Genomic DNA, 20778 nt, shown 5'->3' on the forward strand with positions numbered 1-20778 from the left:
GTACCGACTAACACGCACTGTTGCGCTCGACAACAAAGCCAATTTGCCGTTTCCTCCGCCGCGAAAAACAACCGCCAGAACGGGAACCCGACCGCCATGATACTCGCCCAGGGCAAAGACCTCACCGCCATCCCCGGCCCCTCCATCATGCCCGACCGGGTCCTGAACGCGATGCACCGCCCCGCGCCCAACATCTACGGCGAAGACCTCATCAACATGACCGACACGGTCTATACCGACCTCTCCCGCGTCGCCCGCACCAGCGCGCCCGCCGTGATCTATATTGGCAACGGCCACGCCGCCTGGGAGGCCGTTCTGGCAAACATGTTCAACCCCGGCGACCACGTCCTGATGCTCTCCACCGGCCGTTTCGTCCACATGTGGGCCGCCATGGCCCGGCAGATGGGCATCAACGTGGAGATCATGGAGTTCGGCTTCCACGCCGCCGTCGATCCCAATCAGGTCGAGGAGCGTCTGGCCAGCGACATCACCGGCACAATCCGTGCCGTGCTGACCACCCAGACCGACACGGCCTCCTCCGTGCGCAACAACATCCCAGACATTGCCAAAGCCATTGAGGAATCCGGCCATCCGGCCCTTTTCATGGTCGATTGCGTGGCCTCGCTCGCCTGCGAGCCGTTCGAGATGGACGACTGGGGCGTCGACGTGATGCTCTCCGCCTGCCAGAAGGGCCTGATGACCCCGCCGGGCCTTGCCTTCACCTGGGCCGGTCCCCGCGCGGTGAAGGAGGCCATCGAGTGCAAAAGCTCGTGGTGGGACTGGAAACCCCGCATCGACCCGGAGATCTTCTACCAGCGCTTCTGCGGCACCCCGCCCACCCATCACCTCTACGGCCTGCGTGAGGCGCTGACGATGATCTTGGACGAGGTCGGCCTTGAGAACACCTGGGAACGCCACCGCCGCTTCGCGGAGGCCATCTGGGCAGCAGTAGACGCCTGGGGCGGCGATCTGCGCCTGAACATCACCGACCCCACCGACCGCTCCACCGCCGTCACGGCCATCCACACCGGCCAAGGCGACGGTCAGCGCCTGCGCGAATGGTGCGAGGCCAATGCGGGCCTCTCACTCGGTGTCGGCATCGTCGGTCCCGAGGGTGATCCGAACTCCGTGTTCCGCATCGGACATATGGGCCACCTTGATCCGCCGATGGTACTCGGCGCACTCGCGACCATTGAAACCGGCCTTGCGGCCCTACACATTCCACATCACAGTGGCGGCGTCTCCGCGGCGGCCGCCGTTCTCGCCGGTAGCGCGGCGGACTGAAAGACACTCTGTAAGGGAAGGAAAATCCTGATGATACGCATTCTCAGCATCGCGGCGGTGGCCTCCATCGGCCTGTCCGCCTGCTCAACCGGCAACCCGGATGTGGACTGTGCCGCGGGCACCATCGGTGGGGCCGCACTTGGCGGCGTGATCGGTGACCAATTCGGCGGCGGCGACGGCAACCGCGCCACCACGGCCATCGGCGCAGGTGCCGGTGCCGTAGCGGGCAGCCAGGCCGCCTGCCGCTAACAGACCCCGGGGCCGCGGCATTCCGCCACAGCCGAAATGGCACTTGCCGCGCCCCTTTTTCCCCCTCAAAGTTGAGCCGCTACACCCGTCCCGGCACGGTCCGGAGACGCACGAATGAAACCAGAAGGGGAAAGGCTCCCAACATGATCAAGTATCTCGGCATTGCGGCCATCGCCTCCATCGGCCTGTCCGCCTGCTCCACCGGCGACCCGGACGCCGACTGCGCCATCGGCACCGCGGGCGGCGCGGCAATCGGCGGCATCATCGGAGACCAGATCGGCGGCGGCTCCGGCAACAAAATCGCCACCGCAGCAGGCGCCACCGCCGGCGGCGTCTACGCCAGCCGCAAAACCTGCAACTGATTTTAGGCAGACCCAAACTACACTGCCCGGCGAAATCGCCGGGTAGCACACTTGTGAGCTACCCCCGCTCCGCGACCTTCAACGCCCGGGGCAACGCCTCCGCGAAAATCTCCATCTCCGCTTTCGGTCCGGCCGTCACCCGGATGCACCGGTCCTGCGGCGCGACGAACGGCATCCGCACGAACACCCCATCGGCCACCAATGCCTCCAGAACCCGGCGGGCGAACGCCCCGTCGCGTCCACAGTCGATTGCGACGAAATTTGTACCGCTCGGAAGGCTCGAAAGGCCATTAACCTCAGCAATCTGTGCCATTTGACTCACAATCTGTGCCACCTGACTCACAATCTGTGCCAAATACGCACCATCCCGTAACGCCGCGAGCGCCCCGGCCTGCGCAATTTTGTTCACTCCAAAGTGGTTTCGCACCCGGTCAAACATCGCAATCAGATCCACATGCCCGATGGCATAACCGATCCGGGCCCCAGCCATCCCATAAGCCTTGGAAAATGTACGCATTCTGATGACGCGCTCATCCGAAACATCAATCGCCGGAACGGCCTCCGCCGGCGCAAACTCCACATAGGCTTCATCCAGACAGAGCAGACACCCCTCCGGCATCGCAGCGGCCATCGCGGCAATCCGCTCGGATTTCACCCATGTTCCCATAGGGTTATCCGGATTACTCAGGTAAACGAGCGAGGCACCAACCTCCCGCGCCTTCGCCGCCAGGCCCTCCGGATCCTCAGCATCATTCCGGAAAGGAACCGTATGCAAAATCCCGCCAAATCCATTGACGTGATAATTCAGCGTCGGATACGCGCCCAGCGACGTCACAACCGGCGTTCCCGGCTGCACAACGAGGCGGGCGAGGTATCCTAAAAGTCCGTCAACCCCTTCACCTACAAGAATATTTTCCGGAGCGACACCGTGATGTTCGGCAAGTACCTCCCGCAATTCATGGCTGGTGGAGTCGCCATATTTCCAGCATTCTGCCGCCGCCTTGCCCATCGCCTCAACCGCTTTGGGCGACGGTCCAAACAGGTTCTCATTGGCACCGATCCGCGCCCGAAACGGCCGCCCCAACGCCCGTTCCTGCGCCTCCGGCCCCACGAACGGGACGGTCACGGGAAGTGAGGACACAACATCCGTATATTTTGGCATCCTCACCCCCTGGATAGTGTGGATTTATCCCAGCGTCGCGAGGCGCTCACGCGCGGCATTCAGAACCACCAGTTCCTCCTCCGCCTCCACGAGCTTACTGCGCTTGTCCGCAATCACCTCAGGTTTGGCATTGGCCAGGAACTTCTCATTGGCAAGATTACCGCGCAAGCCTTTGACATCCTTCTCAAGTTTGCCAACCGCCTTCTCCAGCCGCGCCTTCTCGGCCGAAATGTCAATCACATCCGCCAAAGGCAGGCAGAACGTGCCACCACGGCAGGTGAAAGTGATCGACCCAACCGGCGCCTCTTCCGCCTCACCAAAGGTCTCAATACGGGCAAGCCGCGCCACAAGCGCCTGATTTTCCGCAAGAACCTCGGCGCGATCCGCATCGAGATCCAGTTTCAGCAGCGTGATTTTCGCCCCTGCCGGAACCCGCATCTCCGCCCGCAGCGACCGGATCTGTTCGATCAGATCGATGATCCAGTTCATCCGGTCATCCGCATCCGCGTCAACCAGTCCCGTGCCGTAGTCCGGCCATTCCCGGTGCGCCAGTATTTCCGCCCGCTCGGCAATACCACCCCACAGGCTTTCGGTAATAAACGGCATGAACGGATGCATCATGACAATACACTGATCAAGAACCCAAGCCATCGTAGCACGGGTCTCAGGCGCTGAATTTTCGTCCTGGAACAACGGCTTGGCGAGTTCCACATACCAATCACACACCCGCCCCCAGACATGGGAATAGAGCGCGTTGGAGGCGTCATTGAACCGATACGCGGTCAGCGCGGCGTCCAGTTCCTCGCGGACCTTACCGGTCTCACCAACGATCCAGCGGTTCGCCGTCAGCTTCACGGAGGTCGGATCAAAGTCCGGATCGGGCTTGCAGCCATTCATTTCCGCAAACCGCGCGGCATTCCACAGCTTGGTCCCGAAATTCCGGTACCCCGCAATCCGGTCCCGGCTCAATTTCACATCGCGCCCCATCGCCGCCATGGACGACAGGGTAAACCGCACCGCGTCCGCGCCAAATTCATCAATAAGCTCAATAGGATCGAGAATATTGCCCAGGGACTTGGACATCTTCTTGCCCTTCTCGTCCCGAACCAGGGCATGAATATAGACGTCGCGGAACGGCACCTCGCCGGACAGTTCGATCTGCATCATCATCATGCGCGCAACCCAGAAAAACAGGATGTCGAACCCGGTCACGAGCACGCTTGTCGGAATGAACCTTTCCACCTCTGGCGTTTTATCCGGCCAACCCATTGTTCCAAGGGGCCAAATCCCTGAGGAGAACCACGTGTCGAGTACGTCGGGGTCGCGGGTCAGCGTCCTGCCGCCGGCCTGAACAATGGCCTCATCCTCGGTCATGGCACAGTAGGGATTGCCATCCTCATCATACCACACCGGAATCTGATGACCCCACCACAACTGGCGGGAAATACACCAAGGTTCGATCTCCTCCATCCAGCGGTAATAGGTATTCTCCTGACTTTCCGGCAGGATACGGGTCTTTCCGGTTTTGACGACGTCCATGGCCGGACCGGCCAGTTTGGCCGCGTCAACAAACCACTGGTCGGTCAGGTAGGGCTCAATGGCGACCTTGGACCGGTCCCCGTGGGGCACCATATGGACCTCGCTGTCGATGCCATCAAGCCAGCCTTCAGCCTCGGACAGAGCGATCAGTTTTTTGCGGGCCTCATAGCGTTCGAGACCGTCGAATGCCTTGAGGGCATCAGAAACTTCAACGCCTTTGAGGAAGCCCGGATCGATCTCCAGCGAAATATTCGCCTGCCGATCCATAACATTGATAACGCGCAGGTTTTGGCGCTTGCCAACCTCCCAGTCGTTGAAGTCATGGGCCGGGGTGATCTTCACCGCACCGGTGCCTTTTTCCGGATCAGCGTAATCATCCGCCACAATCGGAATTGACCGCCCAACCAGCGGCAGACGCACGGTTTTGCCAACCAGATGTTTGTAGCGCTCATCATCGGGGTGTACCGCGACGCCCGTATCGCCCAGCATGGTTTCGGGCCGCGTGGTCGCAACGACCAGGTAGTCGCGCGTCTCGAATTCGGTCGGCTTGCCCTCGTCATCCCATGCAACTGGATGCTGATAGGTCTCGCCATTTTCCAACGGATAGCGCAAACGCCAGAGGTGCCCGTTGGTCTCGACCTGCTCGACCTCAAGATCCGAGATCGCGGTCTCGAATTTCGGGTCCCAGTTCACGAGGCGTTTCCCGCGGAAAATCAGACCCTTGTTGTAGAACTCAACGAAGGTTTTCAGAACCGCATCGTGGAAGCCCGGATCCATCGTGAACCGGTTGCGGTCCAGATCGAAGCTGTCACCAAGGCGACGGCACTGTTCCAGAATTGTCCCGCCGGACTCCTCCTTCCACTCCCAGACCTTCTCAACGAATTTCTCACGGCCCAGCTCGCGACGCCCGGGGCTGCCATCAGCCGCCAGCTTGCGCTCAACAACCATCTGCGTCGCAATACCCGCATGGTCGAGACCCGGCTGCCAGAGAACGTAATCCCCTTTCATCCGGTGCCAGCGGGTCAAAATGTCCATCAGCGTATGGTTGAACGCGTGGCCCATATGCAGGCTGCCGGTCACATTGGGCGGCGGCAAAAGGATGGAGAACGGCTCACCCCCCTCTTTCGCGTTGGCACCCATGGCAAAAGCGTTGGCCGCTTCCCATTTTGCACTGATTTCCGGTTCCGCCGTGGCGGCGTCGAAGTTCTTTTCCATCGGCATGGTTCTGCAATCCAATCTGGTCTGGCCCGTTTCATAACGTCCGGTCACCAGGAGGGAAAGCCCTATGGACGCTGACGCAGCAGTTGTTAATCTGCCCCCGGCCACCTTCAGGAGGAGAGACCCATGATCAAGTTTGGAACCAGCCAAAGCGTTACCCGCAAGGAGGATCTCCGCCTGCTCACCGGGCAGGGCAAATACTGCGACGACACGGCCGCCGAGGGTGCGCTCCATGCCATGTTCCTGCGCAGCCCGGTGGCCCACGCCACGTTCGAACAACCCGATCTGGAAGAGGCCCGCGCGGTGGCGGGCGTTCACGCGATCTACACGGCCGCCGACCTGGAGGGCGAACTCAAAAATCAGGTGGCATTTCATACGGTGAAAAACCGCGACGGATCGAACGGCGCCGCCCCTGTGCGCCCCGTTCTGGCCGACGGCACCGTGCGGTATGTGGGCGAGGCCGTAGCCCTGGTTGTGGCGGAAACGAAGGAAGCCGCGCTCGATGCCATGGACCTGATTATGGTCGATTATCACGATCTTCCCGTCCATGTCGCAACCGCGGTCGGAGGTCCGACGATCCATAAGGAAGCTCCGGACAACCTCGCCTATGACTGGTCCTATGGCGATGCGGAGGCGACCGACCGGGCTTTTGCCACTGCCGCGCACACGACCAGCCTCGATCTGATCGACAACCGCATCCACAACTCCGCCATGGAGGGGCGCGGCTGTCACGCGGTCTGGGATGGCAGCCGTCTGCATATGGAGTTTACCGGCCAGGGTGTCTGGAACCTCAAGAACGAACTCGCGGAAAACCTCGGCCTGGAACCGGAAGCGGTTCAGGTCACCACCGGAGATGTTGGTGGAGGGTTTGGCACCAAAGGCTTCAACTATCCGGAATATTTCGCGGTGGCCTTCGCCGCACGGAAACTGAATACACCCGTGCGCTGGATGAGTGGCCGCGGCGAGGCGATGCTGACCGATGTGGGCGGTCGCGACCACGTCACAACCGCGGAGGCCGCGTTCGATGCGGATTTCCGGCTTAAGGCGGTGCGGATCAACTGCATCTCGAACCTCGGTGCCTATAACTCGTTCTTCGCGCAATACATTGCCTCGGAACTGGCGCTGAAGGTTTTGCCGGGCGTGTATGATTTCCAGACCGCGCTTTTCAATGTGAAGGGCGTGTTCACCAACACAACGCCGGTGGATGCCTATCGCGGCGCCGGACGTCCGGAGGCGATATACGTGATCGAGCGTCTGATGGACGTCTCTGCCCGCGAACTGGGCAAGGATCCCATCGAATTCCGACGTAAGAACTTCATCCCCAAGGAGAAATTTCCCTACCGGACGGTGTCCGGTGAGCTGTATGATGTCGGCGATTTCAACATGGTGCTCGACAGGGCGCTGAAGGAAGCGAACGTCGCCGGGTTCAAAACCCGCAAGGCCAAAAGTGCGGCGGCCGGTAAACTGCGAGGGCTTGGTCTCTGCTACTACATCGAATCCATTCTGGGCGATCCGGTTGAGCATACCCAGATCGATTTTGCCGAGGATGGCTTCGTGGATCTTTATGTCGGCACCCAGTCCAACGGCCAGGGACACGAGACAGTGTTCGCGCAGTTTCTGACCGAACGCGCCGGGATACCCTTCGACAAAATCCGGTTCATCCAGGGCGATTCCGACCGGATTGCGATGGGCGGCGGCACCGGCGGGTCGCGCTCGGTCACGCTCCAGGGTAACTCCATTAACAAAACCGCAGACGAGGCCATCCGCAAATTCCGGGAACTGGCAGCCGAAGAGTTGGAAATCGCCGATGCGGATCTCGTCTGGGAGGACGGCTCGTTCAGCGTCGCCGGAACCGACCGCAGCGTCGATCTGATGCACCTGGCTGGAGTGGCGCGGGAACGTGGTCTCACCGACCTGTTGAGCACACGGGTCAAATACGACCTGCCCGCCCGCTCCTACCCCAATGGCGCACACTTCGCGGAGGTCGAGGTCGATCCGGACACCGGCCAGGTCAGCGTGCAGAAATATACCGTGGTGGATGATTTCGGCTACCTCGTGAACCCGATGCTCGCCGAGGGTCAGGTGCATGGCGGTGTCGTTCAGGGCGTTGGTCAGGCCGTAACCGAGGAAGTGGTCTATTCCGAGGATGGACAGCTTCTGAGCGGCTCTTTCATGGATTACGCAATGCCACGCGCCGCCGACATGCCCATGATCAATTTTTTCACCCAGCCCGTTCTCTCCACCGCCAACGAGATTGGCATGAAAGGCTGCGGCGAGGCCGGGACGGTTGGTTCCCTGGCGTCCGTGACCAATGCCGTCCTCGACGCGCTGTGGGACAGTGGTGTCCGGCACGTGGACATGCCGCTGACGCCCAGCCGTGTGTGGAACATCCTCAATTCTGCTGACGCCACTTTGAAAAAGTCCGCCTGACCGGTCGGCTGCAATCATTGCAAAAGCCAACACGCGCAGACCTTGCGCGTGTCAGCGGCTCAGCCCAAAAGCCTCAGTTGTTTTCGGATTTTTTGGCGGCCTCGCGCTCGTCGAGCATCTGGGCCAGTTCGCGACGGATCAGCTTGCGCAGGTTGCGGCTGATACGGTCGCCAAGCTCCGCCTGAAGTTCCTCCCGCACGATGGAGTTGACCACACCGCGCAAAGCCTCCTCGTCGAGGATCGGAGCCCCTGTCGAGTGCCGCGGGTTCGTGCCAATCCCCTCGGACAGCACTTCGCCATCGCGGGCATCGTCGCGGTCCGTGTCCACACGCATTTCCGGCGTGAGGATCAAAACCCCCTGCATTTCAGTTGAGGCGCCCTCGTAACGGGACGACGACCCGCCGCTTTCCATGCGCGCGTCGGCTTCCGCAGTTACGAGTTCCCGGATGGAGGACAGCACTTCAGCCAGAGCGTTCGGGTTGTGTTTGCCGCTCCGTTCGTCTTCCGTGCCGTTACTGGTATTGTCCGCTGTCACGCCTGCCGCTACTGCTCCCAGCGGGACCGGATACGGTCAACCACCGAGGTGTCGTAGCCCCCAATTGGTCCGTCCTGAACCCGCGCGAAATTTATGTCCGGATCGTAGGTTTCGATGCCAAGGTTCAGATGCTCAACCGTCAGAAGTCCCATCGCCTGCAACAGCGCATAGGCCGCGAGGTATTCGGTGCGGATCGCCTCAACGATCTGTGCCTCGGCTTCCAGACGGTCCTGGTCGGCATCGAGAACCTCAAGGGTCGAACGCGCACCCAGGCGGGCTTCCTCGGCTACACCTTCCGCCGCGATGCGGCTGGCTTCGGCCTGTTCCCGGGTCGCGATGATGGTCACACCGGCCGCCTCATACTGCGCCCAGGCGGCCGCCACGTTCTCACGCACCAGACGTCCGGTTTCCTGAACCTGGAACCTGCGCTGGTCGATCAGGGCCTGAGCCTGACGGATCAGACTGTCATTCCGGCCGCCCGTATAAAGCGGCATGTTGCCCGAGACCGACAGCTCCGCAAACGGATCACCCCCGAAGCTGCCAAGGGAATTCGTGCTGCGGCTCAGACCGGTCGAGGCCCCCACCTGCACGGTCGGTCGTTTCGCGGCAAGGGCGCGGTCGAAGTCGTAGACCGCGACACGCTCACTGAACTGCGCCGAAATCAGGTCCGGGTTGTTCTGCATCGCCACGGCCTCGGCCTCTGATAAGGTCGCCGGGAGATCGGGCTTGGGCGGCAGATTTTCGAGGTTGTTGGGTGCGTTGCCGATCGCGGCGCGATAGGCTTCGCGGGAAATCTGAAGCTGACCGCTCGTGACCGCAAGCGTTGCCCGCGATTCCGCCAGACGGGCCTCACTTTGACTTACGTCCGTGCGTGTCACCTCACCCACCTCGAAGCGGTTGCGGGTCGCACGCAGGGTCTCCTCGAGCCGGTCGACATCGGCCCTGGCGAGCTTCACGAATTCCTCATCGCGGCGCACGTCAACATAGGCCTGCACCGCATCATAAAGCACCGTCTGTTCAATGCCCTTGAGGTCGGCACGGCCCGCGGCCACATCATTCCGGGCCGATTCAATAGCCGCCTGGGTCTGACCGCTGTCAAAAACGATCAGGCTGGCATCGAGCGTGGCCTGAAGATAATCGCTGCGGCTGTCGTCAAAATCACCGTAATCGGCGGACGTTCCCGCCCCGATATTGGCATCAACCTGCGGACGTTTCGTCGAGCGGGCAATCGGCACGCTCTCATCGAGGCTGCGCAGTCCCGCGCGTCCGGAGGCGAGCACCGGGCTGGTCTGGTAGGCCTTGATCAGCGCGTCGGTCAGCGATTCCGCAAAACCCGCGACCGGCTGCAGCGACAGGAGGGCTACCGCACCTGTCGTCAGGAGTAAATTTCGTATGCGTGCCGTTTTCATGACGATCCTTATGGGTACTGCTCACACCAAAGCCGCCTGTATTCAGGCTTTGCCCGGCACTATCGATCCTTACGTCTCAGAACTCAAACTGTTTTGTCGCGGCAAAGCCGGGCAGAAGCGGCGCTGTGGCATCGAAGCTACGTCGCCACGCTATACCATTTTCCGTCTTCAGACCAAGCATGGCCTTACCGTCATTGCCCGAAACAAAAATGGCAATGATGCGCCCGCCGAGCTTGAGCTGATCCGCAATCGCGTCGGGGAGTTCCTCAATGGCGCCCTCAATGATGATGGCGTCGAACGGTCCGTGCTGCGCCTTTCCCTCAACCAGGGGGCCATTTTCGACCACGGTGTTGTCAGCGCCCTGCGCGGCCAGAATTTCCTCGGCGGCCTCGGCCAGCTCGGGATCCTCCTCCAGCGCAATGACCGCCTCGACCATGTGCGAGAGGACCGCGGCGGAATATCCGTAGCCACAGCCGATATCCAGCACCAGGTCTTTGGGGCCCACATTGATCGCGTCGAGCATCTTGCCGAACACGCGCGGGTCCAGAACCACACGGTTCCCACCCAGCGGCACGTGATCGCCCAGATAGGCAACGGATCGCAGGTTGGACGGAACATATTCCTCACGCGGCACGCGCAGCATTGCATCAATGATCGGATAGCGCGTCACATCGGACGGACGCACCTGACAGTCTACCATGGCCTCACGGGCCGAGGCGAAATCATTCATGTTGGCAACCTCACAGTGCTTTCGCGAACCTCCGGTTATTCGCACATATCCCAGGCCCTGGCAACGCGCTGCAACCGCTCACATCATGGTTTTTACGTGAAAAGACCACCTTGGTCAGGGGCATGGGGGAAGTGTTGTCAGGGATCCAAGCCGTGGTTTGATATAGGCGATCTTGTGAATGATGGTTGGGGAAGTGAACATCCCGATCAACGGCTCATAACTGTAGAACATCTCCGCGACCATCAGCGGATCACCAGGGGCCAGCGGCAAACTTGCCGGCAGGGTCGCCTCCCCGCCAACCTTGGTGCCCACATTACTTTCCGCGGCCAGCGACTTGCCGCCGGTCCGTTGCCAGTTGATTTGGGACTCGACACCACCGGCCGTCGGCGTGATGCCACTCACGCTCGTAATGATCGCCATGCCGTCCTCATCGAAACTGAACGGCTTGAGCAGATCGTCCATAGCGTGAAAAATGTCGGTAATCTGGTCCTCACACAGGGTCTGATCGCGACCCGACAGGTCCGCCAGGATGAACGCCCCGTTCTGTACCCGCTGCGTCAGCAGCATCAGATGCCCCATATCCATTGAGCCGCAGAGCAGCCCGGACAAAACCGGCAGGATGAGCGCGAACTCAATCGCTGAGGCACCATCCGTATTGCGACGCAGGCGCCTGAGAATTTTGGGAACCCGGACGCGCATCAGTTAAACGGCTCGTTTCTGACGGCAACGCTGGAGGAATACTGAAACTCATCGCCCAGCAGGTTGCGGATGAACGGGGTCACGTAGCCCCAGGCATAGCGCACCCGGTACAGCACGATGGAATCAGAGCCGCCAAGACCGGCCTTACCCATGTCATCGTCCCACTGGGCGTTGCCGTTGATGTCCGTGAAGCTTTCGCCCTCGTCGTAATCACCATTGCCATTGTCATCGTCGAAGGGCTCCGGCTTACCGATGTCGCTGAAGCTGTCATAGATCAGGATATCGAGATCGGAGGCGGTGGGCTTGATCAGACCCCAGGTCTGTTCCTGAACAATTCTCAGGACCATCTCGGACCGGGTTTCGTCTTCGTATTTCAGACCTGTTGCCCCAAGACGGGATGCATTGAGGATGGCGGCGTCCACGCTTGAACTGATGAAAATGATGAAAGCAAACTCAAACAGCCCAAACAGCATGGTCAGAAACACCGGCAGGACAATGGCAAACTCCAGAAGGGTTGCACCCTCCTCATCCCGCCGCAAACGGGCACGCCGCAGACGCGCCGCCGTTTTCAGAAAAGCACCCATCACTCAACAATTCTCAGGCTGGCAAGCTCGCCCGCAATCTGGTCAAAAATCCCGGCAAGATCCTGGTTCGCGGGCGCGTGGTAGTACATCGCGGGGACGGAGGCGCAGTTGCGGAACAGATTCTTGATGGTGCCGGAACTCGCGCCACTACCGTAGGTAATGGTGTAGATGTTGATGCCCTCGTCCTTCATCGCCTCGCAGGTAGCAGCCAGTTTCTTGTCCAGCAAAGCGCGCCCCTGGCTTCGGTTGTAGGCCCCGGCGTCCCAAAGACGTCCCTCATTGAGACGACCATAGGCGGTGTAGTCGGAAACACGGGTGTTACCCTTGCTGTCCTGATCGTGAAGGTTGTTTTCACCGTCAGTCAGGATGATGACCGACTTCACCATGCCCGGCGTGTCATAATCAAGCGGCAGGTCCTTGCGCTCATCGCCCTTCCACACCCCTCTCCAGCGCGGTGAAAGGGTGCGCCAGCCCCAGGACAATCCGAGGTTGGCTGTTGTGCCACCGCGGTGCCAGGCCACAAGGTTTTTCAGACCGGTTTCCAGCGTCGTGCGGGACTTGGTCAGGGGAATGATCTCAGGGCCACAGGCGTGGTTGGGTCCATAACCGGTCGACCCGTAAGTCCATTCGGAGCGGATGGGCGGCCAGGGATTGTCCTTGTCACTCGACGGCTCTTCCTGGGTATCGCGGGTCGACGGATAGAAATAGGACGTGAAATCCTGAACCGATGGCGGCGCGTCGTCCTCGTCATAGGGACTTGGCCGGGCCTCTACACAACCGCGCCACCCTTCGGTCAGATAGTCTTCGACACTGACGATGGCCCGGTCGAGCGGGTTCAGCCAGTCACTGTTGTGCGTGCCAATGTTCAGCGATGCCACGAACGGAACGATGCTGACCCAGACGTTTTCCAGTTCCTCATCGTCACCAAAAAGCGTGTCGATCAGACTCAGGGCCGACGACTGCATCGTTTTGAATTTCTTGCCCGAGGCCATCGAGCCGGTAACATCAAGCACCATGGCCAACTCGAGCCCGGTTGCCTCACGCTCCACCACCGTTCGCGCGCTGACATTCATCGTATCGCGGTTAAATACACGCATGAAGAACGTGTCCTTCTTGGCGGAGACCTCCATGGTGATGAGTTTTTCGTCGTCGGAGACCTTGAACTCAAAACTGGTCAGATCGAGGGAATCGATGCTCTGTCCGAAATTGGCCTCAAAAAACTGGCGGGCGACGGTTTCGGCATTGCCGTTTGCCATGGCGCGCCCTGCCGCAAGGGCCGCGGAGTCGATCGATTTCGACAGACGGCTTTTGAGGATATAGCCGTTGGTAAGATCAACGGCCAGGCCAACCGCCCCGAAGGTCGGCACCAACATCAGGGCGAACATGATGGCAATCGCGCCGCGCTCGTCCCGGATCAACGAACGTGGAAAGCGTTTTTTCAGCAGTGCCAACGGTGATCGCCACATGGCCGGTTCCAATCCTCTACCCGTATGTGGCCGCCGCCGCCCACGCGCCGAAGGCCGCCTTCGACATAGGCAATCCGTCTCAACAAATCGTAAAAAATGTTGTATTCAGGGGGCTTGGAGGCTCAAACCCCGGCCGCAAGGACATAGACGCATCCGGCCGCAATCGCGACGCCGTAGGGCAGTTTCTCAAACGCCGCCACAACCTCCCCTTCCATGCGCACGGTCATTTTCGAGACCATGAACAGCAGCGCGAGGATCAGGCCGAACACCGCCACGGCAAAAAAGAAATCCACCGAGCGCGCCGCCCCGACAAACAGCGTGCCCGCGGTAAAGAGCTTCGCATCCCCGCCCCCGATCACTCCCAGGCCAAACAAAACGGCCGTGACGATCAAAACGCCACAACCAACGGCAAGGTCCAGAACCATGCCCGTCACGGCAAAGGACAGATCACCCGGACCGGTGATCTCCACAATCATGCGGGCGCAGGCGAGGATGGCAATGGCCAGGCAGATAAGATTGGGGATGCGGCGGGAGCGTATATCCGTGATGGCCGCGACCAGCATGCAGGCGGCCGCCAAAACCGGTAGAAGTACTGTCATTGGTGGAGTGTCCGATCCGTCGCTGCCCGAAACCTGTGGGCGGCATTTTCCCAACCGAACCTTTCCAAACCGTAACCACCGGTCCGACGGGACCGGACGGCATTTGGCAGGCAATTTAACAGGAATTTAATTACATTGTTTCAGCTTCCGCAGGTCAACAGATACCCCGGTCGCCGAAATGCGATCCAGCACGAGGAATGGAACATGCAGACCAGGATGGCTTCCTGCCTCACAGCTCTCACACTCCTTTCGGCCTGCTCCGGCAATCCGCTTTCGTTTGGGGGATCGGATGGATCCACCCAGAAACTCGCGGAAACCGCGGCGGATTCGGGCGACTACGAGACGTCCGAGGCCCTGTACCGCCAGGCGTTTGAGGCCAACCCCTCCTCCGTCGAGGCGCTCGTTGGACTGGGGCGCAGCTATACCGGCCTCGGCCAGTACAACCGCGCCGAAAGCGCTCTGCTTGCAGCCCAGGAACGCAAACCGCGTGACACGGACATCATGCTGGAACTGGCACGCACGCAGCTCGCGGCGGGCAAAAACACCGACGCCCTGAACAACCTGGACCGGGCCTATAAGAAGAAACCGAAAGATCTGCGGATTATCACGGCCCGCGGCATCGCGCTCGACCGGGTCAGTCGGCACACCGAGGCCCAGGCGCTTTACCGAAAGGGACTTGACCGCGACCCGACGGATTTCGCCCTGCTGAGCAACCTTGGCCTGTCGCTCGCGCTTACCGGGCAAACCGACGAGGCGATCCGCATACTGCGGGAACTGGTCAATGACCATGAGGCCTCGCCGCGCACGCGGGGCAACCTGGCAATCGCCTACGGTATGGCCGGTCGCGAAAAGGAGGCCCGCCAGGTCCTCGCGAAAGATCTCAGCGAAGGTCAGATCGACAGCAATATCGCCTATTACCGCGAAATGCGTGCGATGCTGCAAAAAGGCGAAAATGTCGCAAGCGCGGAATAAGCCTGCGGCCTTCGCATTTAAGCCCGTTCAGCGGCCTACGAAATTATCCATCACACTGATGACGGCCGGACCGATCAGAACGATCATGAGCGCCGGCAGTATAAACACCATCATTGGCACGGTCATTGTTGCGGGCAGCCTGCTGGCCTTTTCCTCGGCCCGCATCATGCGCTCATTCCGCTGCTCCTGGGACAGAACCTTGAAGGCCCGTGCCAGAGGCGTGCCGTATTTTTCGGCCTGAACCATCGAGTTGGCAAACGCCTGCACGGACGGCAGAGGCACGCGCGCGGCGAGGTTGTCGATCGCCCTCTTCCGGTCCGGAGAAAAGCCGAGTTCCATCGCGGTCAGCTCCAGTTCCTCGCCCAGTACGGTGGCCGTGCGTCCGCTTTCGGCCACCACGCGCTTGAGCGCCATGTCGGAGCCAAGCCCCGCCTCGGCACAGATCACCAGCATGTCGAGCGCATCGGGAAGAGATTTTTCGACCTCCTCCAGACGTTTTTTGCGCGAATTGTCGAGCACCATGTCCGGCAGTCGGGTCCCCAAAAGCGCCGCGAGCAAAACTGCGCCCGCATCAATGGCCGGACCACGACCAATGGCGTCAAATCCGTAAACATAGATCGCCGCACCGACGGTGAGCGCAAATGGTGCGACCAGCTTGAAGAAGGAGTACACAACAAGGGCGTCACTCGACCGGTACCCGGCCGAAACCAGTTTTGTTTTGACGTCCTTGATCTGCTTGTCCTTCAGGATCGTCACACCCGAGGTCGTGCGCCGCATGAAGTCGAGCAGCCCGGCATTGATCATCCGTTTGTCACGGCTCATGCCGGCTTTCCCGCCGGAGCCGCTGTTGCGCACGGCCAGTCCCGCGGCAACCATCACGCGATGATGGCGCGCCCGCCAGTTGAGATACCACATCACAACGCCGGAGAGGATGAACACAACCGACAGACCGGCACTGAGGGCAAATACAACGAACAGGTTGGAATCCATGGTCGGTCGTCTCCGTCAGATCTCGAACTGTGTCATGCGCCACATGACAAAAGCGCCCACGGCGATACTGAAACCACCGCCCATCAACGCCATGTTGCCGCGTGGGTCGTTAAAAAGTGGCGCCACATAATCCGGTGCCGTGACAGACAGCATCGTGAGCATGACAAAGGGCAAGGCCCCGATGATCATGGCGCTGGCCTTGGCTTCCGACGAAATCGCCTTGACCTTCAGCTTCATCTGCTGCCGCTTGCGCAGCAGGTCCGCGAGGTTGCCAAGCGCCTCCGCCAGGCTTCCGCCGGTTTCCATCTGGATGGAGATGCAGACCGCCATGAAATCCATCTCCGGACGACGGATGATGGACGCAACGCCCCAGATGGCGGAATCAAGCGTCTCGCCCAACTGAACGCGTTCACTGATTGCGCGAAAATGACCGCCAATCGGCTCGTCATACTCGCGGCCAATGGTGGCAATACACTCCCCCACCGGGATACCGGAGCGCACGCCGCGAATGATGGTATCCAGCGCCAGGGGAAGTTCGCGCATGAACCGGTCGGTCATGCGTTTGCCGAGGTATTTGATCACGCCATCGGTGATCAGCATTCCCAGAACCAGCGACCCCGGAATGAGAATTACCGGCTGGATTCCGCCCGACAGAAGGCCGAGCACCATCAAAACCGCCGCAACCCCAAGACACCAGGCAATGAACCGGGTCATGTTGAGGTTCAGGTTGGCGCGCACGATGTTCTGTTGCAGCTGAACGCTGTCGAGCACCGGGAAGACCCGGGCAAGAATGTCGATGACACCATTGTTTTCACTGCGCTTCTTGGCGAGGTTAAGCCGCGCCTCCTCAAAGGCCAGCTTGCCGGAGAACCCGCGACCGCTGACACGCGCAATGCGTTTGCGTTCCTTCTTGCGGGCCTTCATGGCGACCGTGATGAAGAAAAGCCCGAGGCAGATGAACATCACCAGGGAGAGGGTAAAAATGCCGACGACGAAGGCAAGATCTAGTTCGCCTTGCATCCCATCGCCTCCATAAGTCTCGGGCCAAGGCCAAAATAATCCGCCCGCGGCATGAAATGCGGCCGCAGGTTGGAACACTCGAAATCACCCAGCAGGTTCCCGTCGGAATCCTCTCCGTCATAGACGTACCGGAACAGGTCCTGGGTGGTGACCACCGAGCCCTCCATGCCCGTCACTTCCGTCACGTACGTCACACGGCGCATCCCGTCGCGCATACGGCTGACCTGGACGATCAGATCCACGGCGCTCTGGATCTGCTCACGCACGGCTTCTGCGGGCAGTTTGAAGCCCGACATCGCAACCATGTTTTCCAGACGCGTCAGCGCGTCGCGGGGCGTGTTGGAGTGGATCGTACACATGGATCCGTCATGGCCGGTATTCATGGCCTGAAGCATGTCGATGGCTTCCTCGCCACGGATCTCGCCGAGGATGATCCGGTCCGGGCGCATACGCAGGGCGTTTTTGACAAGGTCGCGCATGCCGATCTCGCCCTCCCCCTCCACGTTCGCGGGGCGGGTTTCCAGACGGACAACATGGGGCTGCTGCAGCTGAAGCTCAGCCGCGTCCTCAATGGTCAGGGTGCGTTCGCCATTGTCAATCATCCGCGAGGCGGCGTTCAAAAGCGTCGTTTTACCCGAACCCGTACCGCCGGAGATCAGAATGTTGAGACGGCACCGCGCCGCGATTTTCAGAACCGTGGCCATCTCGTGGGAGATGTTGCGCTGGCGGGCCATCGTATCGAGCGTGATCTCCTTGTCCGAAAACTTACGAATGGACATGGAGGGGCCGTCAATCGCGAGGGGCGGAATGATGATGTTGACGCGGCTGCCATCCTTGAGACGCGCGTCCACCAGCGGCGTGGATTCGTCCACGCGCCGGCCCACGTCCGTCACGATACGTGTTGCCACCTGGATCACATGGGCATCATCGCGGAAGGTCGTGTCCGTCAGGACCAGCTTGCCGCCCTTCTCCACGTAGATCTGGTTCGGCCCGTTGACCATAATATCCGTCACCGCCGGATCCGCGAGCAGTGGCTCGAGCGGGCCGAGACCGATCATGTCGTCAACGAGCAGGTGCACGATATTCCGAAGCTCGGTCGCGTTGAGCTGGATGCGCAGTTCCTGAATGACCTCCTCGACGATGCCGGAAATCTGGGCACGCAGCTGGTCAGGCGTCAAAACCGAGGCAACCGACACGTCAATGCGCTGCATCAGCAGCGGCATGACCTTCGTCTTAACCTCAATGGACCGCGCGTTCTTGTTCTCAGGTTTCGCCTGAACGGCGACATCCGCCAGGGGGTCCAGCCCGTCGTCAAAGCCCTTCTGCTTTTTGGCGTCGCTTTTGACCTCCATCGCGATCTTCTCGGCCATCAGGACGTCGACGATGTGTTTGAGGATGGTGCGCTGCTCAACAAGGCCCGGTTTTTCCGCCTCGTTCAGCACAAGCGCTTCCAGAACCTCATTGGCTTTTTCCGCAATCTGCATCTGATTGACGGTTTTGAGGCCGTCCTCGCCAAAAGCCTCGCGCACACGGGTCAGAGCGGCGGACTGAAGCAGGGAAATGCCTCCGGACGCACCCGCGCCCTGATCCAGCGGAAAATCGGCTCCGTCATCCATGGTTTGTTACTTCCTTCCGAAGGCGCGGCTCAGGAAGCCCTTCTTTTTGGACTCCTCCGGCACACCGGCCAGTTCCACGCAGAGTTTTTGCAGATCCTGAATCATCTTGTGCCGCGGCTCCGCCTGCGCGAGCGGCTCGCCCTTCAGCGTCGCCTGCGTCGTGGCCTTGGTGTCGAGCGGGAAGGAACAGCGCAGCTTGCCCTCCATCCCCGCCTCGAAATCAGCTTTCGACACGTCAGGTTTCGACGTCACCCGGTTCACAACCACATGCATCTTGGCATTGCGATTCCGGGTCTTGAGCAGCTTGATCAGACGGTTCGTATCGCGCAGCGACTGCAGCGTCAGTTCCGCCACGATCACGAGATCGTCGCAGCGGGTGAAAAGCTGCGGCTCGCGCATGACGAAGTGCCGCGGCAGGTCCAGAACCGTCATGTCAAAGTTCGTGCGCATCGTGTCCGCGATGGACAGAACCGTCGCATCGTTCATGCGAACGGTGTCGTCGAACGCCTCCTCGGTCGCCAGGATGTGCAGGCTCTTGCCGAGCTTCGCCATCGCGTTCTGAAGAAAAACCTCATCCACACGCTCGGGGTCGTCAAAAGCCTCACGCAGACCGCGCGTCGGGTCGATATCGAGCGACAGGGCGATGTTGCCCGCGTAAAGGTCCATATCGACAAGCGACGTGCGGCGGTTCAGCTTCTCCGCCATGGTCCAGGCCGTGTTGATCGCGAGCGTGGTCACACCCACGCCGCCGCGCGCGCCCAGAATGCCGATCACACGCCCCAGATGCGCAACACCGTCACTGGGTTGCTCAAGACGTACGAACACCTCACCAAGCGCATCGGCCGTGACAGGCTTCATCAGGTAATCCTTGGCACCCGACCGCATGATGGTCCGGAAATAGTCCACGTCATTGACCGATCCCAGCGCAATGACCGACGAACCAAGCCGGGCGAGTTCGCGAATGCCGCTCTCGATGTCCTCTTTGGACTCGCCCTCGATATCGACAATCATGAATTTGGGCGGCGGAGCGATCCCAAGCAGGCGCAGCGCCCCGGAAAGCCCACCCTTGCGGATATGGGTGGCCGACCATCCGCGCACCTCAATGGTTTCCTGGATGGGCTCAACACAGCTGTCATCGAGCAGATAGGCTCCAAACGGCTCCCTCGCGAGGTCGTCCTCGGAGAAATCCATCCCGGCTCCGGGCTTTCTCGCAACGTTGGCCATGCCTTATTCTCCGCCGGCAATTTCGATGGTTGTGACCCGCTCGGCCCAGTCGCGATAGGCATCCACGGCCTTGAGATCGGTCGTCACCGACGATCCGCCAAGCTCACCGGGATCGATCAGATCAGCACGTTCGTGGGCCATCGCGGCGCGGTTGGCCGCGTTGGTGCAGCCGATCAGGATCTCGCGTGTGCCGTTGCGGTCATCGGCAAAATCCACGCCCTGCCGCGGGCAGACCACGTTGAAACGGTTGTAGCGGAAGACATGTACCACCGCCGCATCCGGGCCGGGATTGAGATCACCTGGCACCGCGTTTGGCACCACCCTGATCCGGGCGCCATGTCCCTCAACAGCCACACGGGCCTGTTCGACACGACGCTCATCCAGCACCTCGGAACCGGAACCAGGTACATAGACCACAATGTCATCCCCCGCCCGCAGTTCGAGCGAGCGCATCACCGCGTCCAGGCGGGCTTTCTCGCCACGGGCAAGCGCGGCACTGCCCGGCTCAAAGTAGAGCCCCTGCTGAGCCCGCGAGGTGCCGATATTGTATTCGGCACTGTTGTAGTTGCCACCGGGGCGCAGGGGTGCCGAGCAGCCCGAAAGTCCCGTGGCGGCGACCAGAAGGGCGGGCAGGATCATGCTTTTCAAAGAGGGAAAGCCGTTCATATCATTACTCATTTTCGGCTCCAT

The 20778-nt window shown here is 60.6% G+C and carries 19 protein-coding genes; 5 read left to right on the top strand and 14 right to left on the bottom strand.

Annotated features, from left to right (window positions below):
* The first annotated feature begins 96 nt into the window (after nucleotides 1–96).
* The 3 genes from ACP15P_RS02200 to ACP15P_RS02210 all read left to right on the top strand — a co-directional run bounded on the left by ACP15P_RS02200 (nucleotide 97) and on the right by ACP15P_RS02210 (nucleotide 1895).
* Nucleotides 97–1284: a pyridoxal-phosphate-dependent aminotransferase family protein gene (locus ACP15P_RS02200; protein ID WP_424926854.1), complete on the top strand. Its 1188-nt coding sequence runs from the start codon at nucleotides 97–99 to the stop codon at nucleotides 1282–1284.
* A 30-nt stretch (nucleotides 1285–1314) separates the two neighbouring features.
* The gene (locus ACP15P_RS02205; RefSeq protein WP_424926855.1) at nucleotides 1315–1533 is read left to right on the top strand and encodes a glycine zipper 2TM domain-containing protein; all 219 of its coding nucleotides are present in this window, start codon (nucleotides 1315–1317) and stop codon (nucleotides 1531–1533) included.
* 143 nt (nucleotides 1534–1676) lie between these two features.
* Nucleotides 1677–1895 (top strand): glycine zipper 2TM domain-containing protein, encoded by a 219-nt coding sequence (locus ACP15P_RS02210; protein ID WP_424926856.1) that lies wholly within the window; start codon nucleotides 1677–1679, stop codon nucleotides 1893–1895.
* A 58-nt stretch (nucleotides 1896–1953) separates the two neighbouring features.
* On the opposite strand, the gene ACP15P_RS02215 is transcribed toward ACP15P_RS02210, so the two are convergent.
* Both ACP15P_RS02215 and ACP15P_RS02220 read right to left on the bottom strand, forming a co-directional pair.
* Nucleotides 1954–3063: a pyridoxal phosphate-dependent aminotransferase gene (locus tag ACP15P_RS02215; protein WP_424926857.1), complete on the bottom strand. Its 1110-nt coding sequence runs from the start codon at nucleotides 3061–3063 to the stop codon at nucleotides 1954–1956.
* An 18-nt stretch (nucleotides 3064–3081) separates the two neighbouring features.
* On the bottom strand, nucleotides 3082–5817 hold the full coding sequence (locus ACP15P_RS02220; RefSeq protein WP_424926858.1) for a valine--tRNA ligase: 2736 nt from the start codon (nucleotides 5815–5817) through the stop codon (nucleotides 3082–3084).
* A gap of 123 nt (nucleotides 5818–5940) precedes the next feature.
* Here ACP15P_RS02220 and ACP15P_RS02225 point away from each other — a divergent pair, with 123 nt between their 5' ends.
* Entirely contained in the window at nucleotides 5941–8244 is a 2304-nt protein-coding gene (locus ACP15P_RS02225) for a xanthine dehydrogenase family protein molybdopterin-binding subunit (protein ID WP_424926859.1), read from the top strand.
* Between the two features lie 73 nt (nucleotides 8245–8317).
* Here the strand turns inward: ACP15P_RS02225 and ACP15P_RS02230 are convergent, their stop codons facing one another.
* The 7 genes from ACP15P_RS02230 to ACP15P_RS02260 form a co-directional block, all read right to left on the bottom strand.
* Nucleotides 8318–8779 carry a hypothetical protein gene (locus ACP15P_RS02230; protein ID WP_424926860.1) on the bottom strand — a complete coding sequence of 154 codons (462 nt, stop codon included), beginning with the start codon at nucleotides 8777–8779 and terminating at the stop codon, nucleotides 8318–8320.
* An 8-nt stretch (nucleotides 8780–8787) separates the two neighbouring features.
* Complete coding sequence (locus ACP15P_RS02235; protein ID WP_424926861.1) at nucleotides 8788–10188, bottom strand: TolC family outer membrane protein; 1401 nt, start codon at nucleotides 10186–10188, stop codon at nucleotides 8788–8790.
* 76 nt (nucleotides 10189–10264) lie between these two features.
* Nucleotides 10265–10918 carry a protein-L-isoaspartate O-methyltransferase family protein gene (locus tag ACP15P_RS02240; protein ID WP_424926862.1) on the bottom strand — a complete coding sequence of 218 codons (654 nt, stop codon included), beginning with the start codon at nucleotides 10916–10918 and terminating at the stop codon, nucleotides 10265–10267.
* Nucleotides 10919–11032: 114 nt separating this feature from the next.
* On the bottom strand, nucleotides 11033–11617 hold the full coding sequence (locus ACP15P_RS02245; protein ID WP_424926863.1) for a TadE/TadG family type IV pilus assembly protein: 585 nt from the start codon (nucleotides 11615–11617) through the stop codon (nucleotides 11033–11035).
* On the bottom strand, nucleotides 11617–12201 hold the full coding sequence (locus tag ACP15P_RS02250; protein ID WP_424926864.1) for a TadE/TadG family type IV pilus assembly protein: 585 nt from the start codon (nucleotides 12199–12201) through the stop codon (nucleotides 11617–11619). The genes ACP15P_RS02245 and ACP15P_RS02250 overlap by 1 nt, the downstream gene beginning before the upstream one ends.
* Nucleotides 12201–13667, bottom strand: coding sequence for a TadE/TadG family type IV pilus assembly protein (locus ACP15P_RS02255; RefSeq protein ID WP_424926865.1), 1467 nt, complete (start codon nucleotides 13665–13667; stop codon nucleotides 12201–12203). The genes ACP15P_RS02250 and ACP15P_RS02255 overlap by 1 nt, the downstream gene beginning before the upstream one ends.
* Nucleotides 13668–13789: 122 nt before the next feature.
* Entirely contained in the window at nucleotides 13790–14266 is a 477-nt protein-coding gene (locus ACP15P_RS02260) for an A24 family peptidase (protein WP_424926866.1), read from the bottom strand.
* A gap of 204 nt (nucleotides 14267–14470) precedes the next feature.
* Here ACP15P_RS02260 and ACP15P_RS02265 point away from each other — a divergent pair, with 204 nt between their 5' ends.
* The gene (locus ACP15P_RS02265; protein WP_424926867.1) at nucleotides 14471–15238 is read left to right on the top strand and encodes a tetratricopeptide repeat protein; all 768 of its coding nucleotides are present in this window, start codon (nucleotides 14471–14473) and stop codon (nucleotides 15236–15238) included.
* Between the two features lie 27 nt (nucleotides 15239–15265).
* On the opposite strand, the gene ACP15P_RS02270 is transcribed toward ACP15P_RS02265, so the two are convergent.
* The 5 genes from ACP15P_RS02270 to ACP15P_RS02290 are packed head-to-tail and all read right to left on the bottom strand — an operon-like array spanning nucleotide 15266 to nucleotide 20766.
* A complete protein-coding gene (locus ACP15P_RS02270) occupies nucleotides 15266–16228 on the bottom strand; it encodes a type II secretion system F family protein (protein WP_424926868.1) in 963 nt (320 codons plus the stop codon).
* Nucleotides 16229–16243: 15 nt separating this feature from the next.
* A complete protein-coding gene (locus ACP15P_RS02275) occupies nucleotides 16244–17248 on the bottom strand; it encodes a type II secretion system F family protein (protein WP_424926869.1) in 1005 nt (334 codons plus the stop codon).
* Nucleotides 17233–18864: a TadA family conjugal transfer-associated ATPase gene (locus ACP15P_RS02280; protein ID WP_424926870.1), complete on the bottom strand. Its 1632-nt coding sequence runs from the start codon at nucleotides 18862–18864 to the stop codon at nucleotides 17233–17235. Before ACP15P_RS02280 ends, ACP15P_RS02275 begins: the two co-directional genes overlap by 16 nt.
* A gap of 6 nt (nucleotides 18865–18870) precedes the next feature.
* Nucleotides 18871–20088, bottom strand: a complete 1218-nt coding sequence (locus ACP15P_RS02285) for a CpaE/TadZ family protein (RefSeq protein ID WP_424926871.1) — start codon at nucleotides 20086–20088, stop codon at nucleotides 18871–18873.
* 3 nt (nucleotides 20089–20091) lie between these two features.
* The gene (locus tag ACP15P_RS02290) at nucleotides 20092–20766 is read right to left on the bottom strand and encodes a CpaD family pilus assembly lipoprotein (protein WP_424926872.1); all 675 of its coding nucleotides are present in this window, start codon (nucleotides 20764–20766) and stop codon (nucleotides 20092–20094) included.
* Between the last annotated feature and the right edge of the window lie 12 nt (nucleotides 20767–20778).

The organism is Amaricoccus tamworthensis, from assembly GCF_049800875.1.
GTDB classification, from domain to species: Bacteria; Pseudomonadota; Alphaproteobacteria; order Rhodobacterales; family Rhodobacteraceae; genus Amaricoccus; species Amaricoccus tamworthensis.

Excerpts from the sequence above, each read along its gene's own strand:
- ACP15P_RS02250 (WP_424926864.1), bottom strand. The coding sequence starts at position 12,201 with ATGGGTGCTTTTCTGAAAACGGCGGCGCGTCTGCGGCGTGCCCGTTTG.
- ACP15P_RS02235 (WP_424926861.1), bottom strand. The coding sequence starts at position 10,188 with ATGAAAACGGCACGCATACGAAATTTACTCCTGACGACAGGTGCGGTA.
- ACP15P_RS02260 (WP_424926866.1), bottom strand. The coding sequence starts at position 14,266 with ATGACAGTACTTCTACCGGTTTTGGCGGCCGCCTGCATGCTGGTCGCG.
- ACP15P_RS02245 (WP_424926863.1), bottom strand. The coding sequence starts at position 11,617 with ATGCGCGTCCGGGTTCCCAAAATTCTCAGGCGCCTGCGTCGCAATACG.
- ACP15P_RS02240 (WP_424926862.1), bottom strand. The coding sequence starts at position 10,918 with ATGAATGATTTCGCCTCGGCCCGTGAGGCCATGGTAGACTGTCAGGTG.
- ACP15P_RS02220 (WP_424926858.1), bottom strand. The coding sequence starts at position 5,817 with ATGCCGATGGAAAAGAACTTCGACGCCGCCACGGCGGAACCGGAAATC.
- ACP15P_RS02290 (WP_424926872.1), bottom strand. The coding sequence starts at position 20,766 with ATGAGTAATGATATGAACGGCTTTCCCTCTTTGAAAAGCATGATCCTG.
- ACP15P_RS02210 (WP_424926856.1), top strand. The coding sequence starts at position 1,677 with ATGATCAAGTATCTCGGCATTGCGGCCATCGCCTCCATCGGCCTGTCC.
- ACP15P_RS02200 (WP_424926854.1), top strand. The coding sequence starts at position 97 with ATGATACTCGCCCAGGGCAAAGACCTCACCGCCATCCCCGGCCCCTCC.
- ACP15P_RS02270 (WP_424926868.1), bottom strand. The coding sequence starts at position 16,228 with ATGGATTCCAACCTGTTCGTTGTATTTGCCCTCAGTGCCGGTCTGTCG.
- ACP15P_RS02280 (WP_424926870.1), bottom strand. The coding sequence starts at position 18,864 with ATGGATGACGGAGCCGATTTTCCGCTGGATCAGGGCGCGGGTGCGTCC.
- ACP15P_RS02285 (WP_424926871.1), bottom strand. The coding sequence starts at position 20,088 with ATGGCCAACGTTGCGAGAAAGCCCGGAGCCGGGATGGATTTCTCCGAG.
- ACP15P_RS02275 (WP_424926869.1), bottom strand. The coding sequence starts at position 17,248 with ATGCAAGGCGAACTAGATCTTGCCTTCGTCGTCGGCATTTTTACCCTC.
- ACP15P_RS02255 (WP_424926865.1), bottom strand. The coding sequence starts at position 13,667 with ATGTGGCGATCACCGTTGGCACTGCTGAAAAAACGCTTTCCACGTTCG.
- ACP15P_RS02205 (WP_424926855.1), top strand. The coding sequence starts at position 1,315 with ATGATACGCATTCTCAGCATCGCGGCGGTGGCCTCCATCGGCCTGTCC.
- ACP15P_RS02225 (WP_424926859.1), top strand. The coding sequence starts at position 5,941 with ATGATCAAGTTTGGAACCAGCCAAAGCGTTACCCGCAAGGAGGATCTC.
- ACP15P_RS02265 (WP_424926867.1), top strand. The coding sequence starts at position 14,471 with ATGCAGACCAGGATGGCTTCCTGCCTCACAGCTCTCACACTCCTTTCG.